The organism is Caballeronia sp. (assembly GCF_028292365.1).
Taxonomy (GTDB): domain Bacteria; phylum Pseudomonadota; class Gammaproteobacteria; order Burkholderiales; family Burkholderiaceae; genus Caballeronia.
This window is the reverse complement of record NZ_JAQGMM010000041.1, coordinates 21,163-27,876: the sequence shown is the minus strand read 5'-3', so window position 1 is coordinate 27,876 and position 6,714 is coordinate 21,163. Positions and strand designations below refer to the sequence as shown.

5 protein-coding genes are annotated in these 6,714 nt (G+C 59.5%); 3 read left to right on the top strand and 2 right to left on the bottom strand.

Features of this window, described 5'->3' with window-relative positions; all coding sequences use genetic code 11:
• Positions 1-1,214: alkaline phosphatase family protein (locus tag JWR14_RS02440; RefSeq protein WP_299700697.1), on the top strand; the 1,214-nt coding region annotated here is incomplete at its 5' end.
• A 102-nt stretch (positions 1,215-1,316) separates the two neighbouring features.
• Here JWR14_RS02440 and JWR14_RS02435 read toward each other — a convergent pair.
• Positions 1,317-2,984 carry a hypothetical protein gene (locus tag JWR14_RS02435; protein ID WP_299700694.1) on the bottom strand — a complete coding sequence of 556 codons (1,668 nt, stop codon included), beginning with the start codon at positions 2,982-2,984 and terminating at the stop codon, positions 1,317-1,319.
• On the opposite strand from JWR14_RS02435, the gene JWR14_RS02430 reads away from it, so the two are divergent.
• On the top strand, positions 2,983-3,342 hold the full coding sequence (locus JWR14_RS02430) for a hypothetical protein (RefSeq protein WP_299700691.1): 360 nt from the start codon (positions 2,983-2,985) through the stop codon (positions 3,340-3,342). The genes JWR14_RS02435 and JWR14_RS02430 overlap by 2 nt on opposite strands.
• Positions 3,343-4,336: 994 nt before the next feature.
• Complete coding sequence (locus JWR14_RS02425; protein WP_277050168.1) at positions 4,337-5,188, top strand: PA4780 family RIO1-like protein kinase; 852 nt, start codon at positions 4,337-4,339, stop codon at positions 5,186-5,188.
• A gap of 506 nt (positions 5,189-5,694) precedes the next feature.
• Here the strand turns inward: JWR14_RS02425 and JWR14_RS02420 are convergent.
• Complete coding sequence (locus JWR14_RS02420; protein WP_299700681.1) at positions 5,695-6,546, bottom strand: NAD-dependent protein deacetylase; 852 nt, start codon at positions 6,544-6,546, stop codon at positions 5,695-5,697.
• Positions 6,547-6,714: the final 168 nt, after the last annotated feature.

The window sequence follows — 6,714 nt, the reverse complement described above, 5'->3', positions numbered from 1 at the left end:
ACGCGCTGCCGCAAGTGTCGTGGATTGTCGCGCCCGAAGCATTCTCCGAGCATCCGAACTGGCCGGCGAACTATGGCGCGTGGTACGTCGATCAGGTGCTGCAAATTCTCACCTCGAATCCAGAAGTCTGGAGCAAGACGGTTCTGCTGATCAACTACGACGAAAACGATGGTTTCTTCGATCACGTCGTGCCACCGTTCCCGCCCTCGTCCGCCGCGAACGGGAAATCCACGGTCAGTACCGTGAATGAGATCTTCCCGGGCAGCAGCAGCTATCAGGCGGGTCCCTACGGCCTTGGAACACGGGTGCCCATGCTTGTGATCTCGCCGTGGTCAAAAGGCGGTTACGTGTGCTCGGAACTGTTCGACCATACCTCGGTGATTCAATTTATTGAAACGCGCTTTGGTTCGCGCGCAAACGTTACCGAATCGAACATCACGCCGTGGCGCCGGGCGATTTGCGGCGACCTGACGTCCGCGTTCAATTTCAAGAACCCGAACGCCGCAGTTCCCGCCTTGCCGGACACGAGCGGCTACGCCCCAACGCAACAGATTCGTCATCCTGACTATGTACCGGTGCCGCCCGCGGTTCAGGCAATCCCGAAACAGGAACCCGGCGTGCGCCCCGCCCGCGCGTTGCCCTATGAATTCTTTGTTCATGCCCAAACGAATACGGGCAAGGGCGTGAGCTTCGATTTCATCAATACAGGCGATGCCGGCGCAACCTTCCTCGTGTACACGGCCAACAGCCTGACCGCGCCAAGCTGCTATACCGTCGAAGCCGGTAAACGCCTGCAGGACCAGTTCCCGCTGACCGCCACCAATACGTACGACTTCATCGTGTACGGTCCGAACGGCTTCCTGCGCCGCTTTGCCGGCACGGCGGTCCAGCAGCACTGGTGGAATGACAAGCAGGCGCTGCCGGAAGTGGCCGAGGGTTACGACGTCGCCAACGGCAACCTGCAATTGCGCCTGAAGAACCTGGGCACGACAAGCTGCAAGTTCAGCATAGCGAACGCCTACGCGCCCGGCACGGTCATCACGCGCCAGGTGCGTGGCGGCGACACCGAGAGCCTCTATCTCGACCTGCGCGCGTCGTATGGCTGGTACGACCTGAGCGTCACCATCGCCTCGGACACCACCTTCGTGCGGCGTCTCGCAGGACACGTGGAAACCGGCAAGAGCAGCATGTCTGACCCGGCACTCGGAAGCTGAAATGTGAGCTATCAATAGAAAACGCCGCTGCGAGCAGACTCGCAGCGGCGTTCTTTCATTCAGTACACACCAGGCTTCGGGTAGCTAGCTCATGAAGCCAGCTCAGGCACCCGTATATCCTAGCGGCACCGTCGAGTTCGATTGCGCAACGCTCGCATTCTTCGACACCACGTACATCGGCATCTCAGTCAGGTTCAGCGTGACCACGCCGTTGCTGTAGGCCACTGTCGTCGCGTTGCCCATCCAGTCCAGGACCTGCACCGTACCGCTCGTTCCCGCCGCGTCGACGGTCAGGTTATAGCTGACGCTATAGGTCTGGCTGAAGCCGGTACTCGTGCTCCACACTGCGTTGTTGTGGGTCCACAGTGCGGTGATCGGGATTCCCGTGCCACGTTGCTGGAATCCATACGCATAGACACCCGACGGCGTGCCGTTCACCGGCCCGAGCGTGGTCGTGCCGTCAAGCAAACGTGTCATTGCCGCGACCGCCAGCGCTGCCGGCTTCGGACTCACGTTCGTGGCGCCGTACGCGCCCTGCGGGTCAGCCAGGTCGAAGAAGGTGCCGTAACCCGGTTCGGCCGGATAGTCCGCACCATAGAACACGTAGGTCTGGTCGGCGCCTTCACCCAGCATGATGATGTGCGTGCGCGCCACCACCGCGCCCTGCGCGAACAGGACATTCGAGGTCGGATAATTGGGACCATACGACGTACCGATGTCGTAGCTGATCCCCGTCTCCGTCACGAACAGCTTCATACCCGGCTTATAGTCCTTCTGCATTTCCTGGCGCAGGTTGCGCATCGAGTTCGTCAACGCGTTCGCGGCGTTGGCGGGACTCGGGTCGGTCGCAAGACGCTCGGGCGGATGCGACGGCGACGTGCCGGCATCGTAGTAACCATGCGTTGCGATACCGTCAAGATACTGGGCGAGACCCAGCGGCGCCATGGTTTGCAGGCGCTGCGTGGTGAGCGACGGAAACGCGTCGGCGGGACCCATGACGACCGCGTTCGGATCAGTCGCGTGGAGGCCGGCATAAACCAGTTTGTATAGCTGTACGAAATTCGCGTTCGTATCCAGCCAGAACTGGTTCGGCTCCCAGGTCACCTGGTAGTAATTTTTTGCCATTGCGGGCGAGTACTTCTGCCGCATCTGTTCCGTTTCGGTGCCGACCTGGCTCATGTATGCCTGGTACCCCGCCTGGTTGGTGGGCAAATACGAGCTTTCGTTGAAGGCGCCGGTCGGGCTGTCCCATGCCGGAATTCCGTCGAGGCGAACCAGGCGCATGATTTGGCCCGACGTATAACCCGTGTCGGTTGCCGTGGCCGTGGGTGCCCAGCTGTTGGGGCCGTTCGGCTCTGTGACCGACAGTTGGCGGTCATCAATGGTCGACGTAATGCCCAGCGCATTGAGCATTCCGGTCCAGCCGTTGAAGCCCTGCATGCCGAATCGATGCTGTTCCTGATGCGCATAGGTCGGCGTGGGCACGCTCGCCGTCACATTGGGCAGCACGCCAAAGGTTGCCATCCCGGTCGGGCGCGTACCAGCCGTCTGCACAGACCCGCCGGCTTTAGCCAGCGTCGCCGAGATCGCGAAGTACCCGGCCAGCGTCGACGTGCAACTGAGCGTCGTGGTGCTGGCGCCGGCCGGCGCGGGGAAACTGCCGCTGGCGACGGCGTTGCCGAGACTGTCGTTAACTGACCACGCGAGCGTGTCCGCGGCCGACGGGCTGGCGGTAATCACCATCGGGAACGTGCTGCCGGAGGCAAACATGCGCGTGCCATCAGTGCTCGGGGTATCGGCTGTAATGACGCCGCTGGATGAGGAACCGGTGGCGGTGACCGGCGACGCGCAGGTCATGCGCAACGCGGCGCTCGCGATCGCGGAGGGCGAAACAACAGCAGCGGGGCTGGCAGCGCCAGTCGAACCCGTGGTGCCCGCAGCGGTGCTTGCCGTCGTGCCCGACGTGGTCGCGGCGGTCCCGCCGGAGGCTGTGCCCGACGCGCCCGATGCGCTCGCGGCCGCACCCGCGCCGCCGCTAGTCGCCGCGGTGGAGCTGGAGTTGGCCGGGTCGCCGGACCCTCCACCGCCGCATGCCGCCAACGCTAGCACAACTGAACATAGTGAATAACTGAGTAGAGGGCGCAAAAAGTGTGAAGGTTGCAAAGGGTGTGTATTCATTTGAATGGCTGCCTGATCGTAGCGATGCGTAGCGATGGACCTGAACCGGGCAAACCTTCTCCCCCAAGCGCCCTTGAGGAACTCGGTATCGATTGAATCAGGAGGAAGGGCTGGCAGGATCGCTGGCAAAATCCGCCAAAACGCCGCGATTAAAAAGAACGCATGTTCTGCCTACGTGTGGGAATGAATGTTACACAGACGAAACGTTTTGAGACAGTAAAAAAGACGTAACACGTTGTAACGTCTGATTATTAATCGGTAATTCAGAATATCGTCTAATTAAACAGAAACGATAAAAGCTCTTTGAAGGGTTGTACTGTCATAAACAGCAATGTATTAAGGGATTGATTAGACGAATATCAAACAAGCTCTTCGGAGTCGTGTATCAAAACAGAAGCATTTTTGATCATTTCTCAAAACGAGCGTTTGGCGTGATTTCCAATGACGCAGGGCCGCGGCGGTGGCGGAAATGGCCGGGTGCAATCGTGGAGATTGGCTCAAGCGAAGGAATAAAAAATCAGTATGGAAAGCTTTTGTAAATCCGCTTTAAATCCCTAAGCTGGCAATGTGCTTAACCTGCAAAGAGGCGCCTGATGGCGCGCTCGCTAGGCGAATAAGGCGTGAAGGAGCTGAGAGACGGGGCTGAAAGGCGTGCGCTGCCTTTGTTTTGCAAAGCAAGCGTGGCTGATTCGCGCAATTGGTCAGGCAAGGGCATGACAAAGAGCAAGCTGGAACGGAATGCCGCATGGGCACTTTGGGCACTTTCGCCGCGGCGTTGTCGTTTGAATGAGCCTAAGGAAACCGGTCCCGCCCAGCCCACGCATGCACTTCTGCCCGGGCAAATCCGCGTTGCCTTTATAATCCGCCATGATTCCAATTTCCTGCCTCCCCGCCTGCCACCCCCTTCGCGGCTTCCGCGAAGTCCTCCCCTATGCGGTGGCCGTATGAAAACTCCAAAAAGGCTGCTGCCGTTGCTGGAAGAAGGTTTGATCGACGAGGTGATCGGCCAGTTGATGAGCGGCAAGGAAGCGACCGTCTATGTCGTGCGCAGCGGCGACTCCACCCGTTGCGCGAAGGTCTATAAAGACGCAAAGCAGCGCAGCTTCCGGCAAGCGGCTTCATACCGCGAAGGCCGCACGGTGAAAAACAGCCGGCAAGCGCGCGCGATGGAAAAAGGCACGCGCTACGGCCGCCAGATGCAGGAAGAAGCGTGGCAGAACGCCGAGGTCGACGCGCTGTTCCGCCTCGCCAATGCCGGCGTGCGTGTACCGCAACCGTACATCTGCACCGATGGTGTGTTGTTGATGGAACTGGTAGTAGATGCCCAGGGCGACGTTGCGCCGCGTCTGAATGACGTGGACATGAGCCACGCGCGCGCGCTTGAGCTGCATGAACTGCTGCTGAGCCAAGTCGTTCGCATGTTGTGCGCCGGCATGATTCACGGTGATCTATCCGAATACAACATCCTGCTGGCCGCCGATGGTCCGGTGATCATCGACTTGCCGCAGGCCGTGGATGCCGCCGGCAATAACGAAGCGGCAGCCATGCTGCAACGTGACGTCGATAACCTCGCGACCTACTTCGGCCAGTTCGCGCCTGAATTGCTGAAGGCGAGCTATGGCAAGGAGATGTGGGCGCTGTATGAAGCGGGCCTGCTCGCAATCGATACAAAGCTCACGGGTCACGTGGAAGTCGACACCACTCCGGTGGATCTCGAAGCTGTCATGCAGGAAATTGAAGACATCCGGCTTGAAGAGGAAGCGCGAGTGAGACGTGAGCAAGAACTCGATAGTTAGTTTCGCTCGCGCCGGTGGACGGGGTTTGGGGCGTTTGGCGGGTTTGGGGTAGTGGTCGGGGTTGCGCTTGGGTTGCTAGGTTCCTGCGTTAGCGGTCTGAGTCAGTGCCGGGTTGCTGCTGCTTAGCTTAGTGGCCTGCTTGAGTTCGCTATTCTCTTTATCGCTATTAGCCACTGCGCGTGGCAGCGCGTCATTTCCTGGTCCTTAGCGACAAAGAGACGAAGCAAAGAAAACGCTTTTAACCACGCTACCCTAAGTGTCCACAGCGTGCAGTTTTTGTTCATGGGTGCCCCAAAAGCACGGTGCTCGCCAGAGCCACGGATGTGTGAACCCCTCCTTCTCCGTACACAGATACCCACACGCTTCGCCACCAGTGATTGAACCTGCCTCCGGTTCACCCCGCGCTATCCGCGAACAACCTTCCTCCGAATTTCTACGCACGACGAAACACATAGCCAACGCAGCAGCGCTCCCCCCAACCGCGTCCGCCGGCGAGCGAGCGAACACTACCGTTCGAGTTCGCTCGCCAGCGCATCAAGCGTCGGCCCGCATGGCGCCTCTACTTTCAGTTGCAATAGCGCGTCAGCCCGCGTCTTCCCCAGGTTGACCGCCGCGATCGGCTTGCCGGCACGCGCAGCCCACTCGCAAAAGCGAAATCCCGAATACACCATCAACGACGAACCGAGCACGAGCATGGCATCGGCCTGCTCAAGCGCAGCTGCCGCCGCGTCCACGCGGGTCCGTGGCACACCTTCGCCGAAAAACACCACGTCAGGCTTGAGTAGACCACCGCAGCGCGTACAAGACGGTGCGTGGAAAGCATCGAAGTCGTAACCCTCAAGTTGCGCATCGCCATCCGCCACCGGCAACGCAGCCAGGCCAACGAAGCTGGGGTTATCGGCGATAAGTCTCTGCTGGAGCGCCGCGCGCGAGGTCTCGTCGCCGCATTCCATGCATCGAACCCGACCAATATTCCCATGCAATTCAATCACGTCCGTATTGCCCGCGCTCGTATGCAGCCCGTCGACGTTCTGCGTAACAAGCCTTTCGAACAGGCCCAGATGCTCGAGTCGCGCCACCGCGAGATGCGCGGCATTCGGTGCAGCACCCGCAACCAACGGCCAGCCGATCATGCTGCGCGCCCAATATCGTTTGCGGGAAAACTCCGAGCCCATGAAGTCTTTTAGCAAAATAGGCGCTCGACCAGTACGCTGCCCTTCAGTATCCCGGTAACAAGGTATTCCGGATTCCGTACTAATTCCAGCACCAGACAAAACGAACAGCCGCGGATGCCGTTCGACGAAATCGTAAAGGGGGTTTAAAAGCGTTCGAGACGCGTAATCCGGCAGATTTTTCATCTTCGGAATAGTAGCGGCAACACGCTTTTTCTGCTGAAGCGCGGCTCGGTCCGGCGCCTTTGCACCAAAGTGATGATCTGGAACATCGAAATAAAGTCTCCAACCTATAGACGAATAGCCCTCGCCCCTTTCGTACCTTGACATTCCGCCCGTCTGTTTCAACCATAC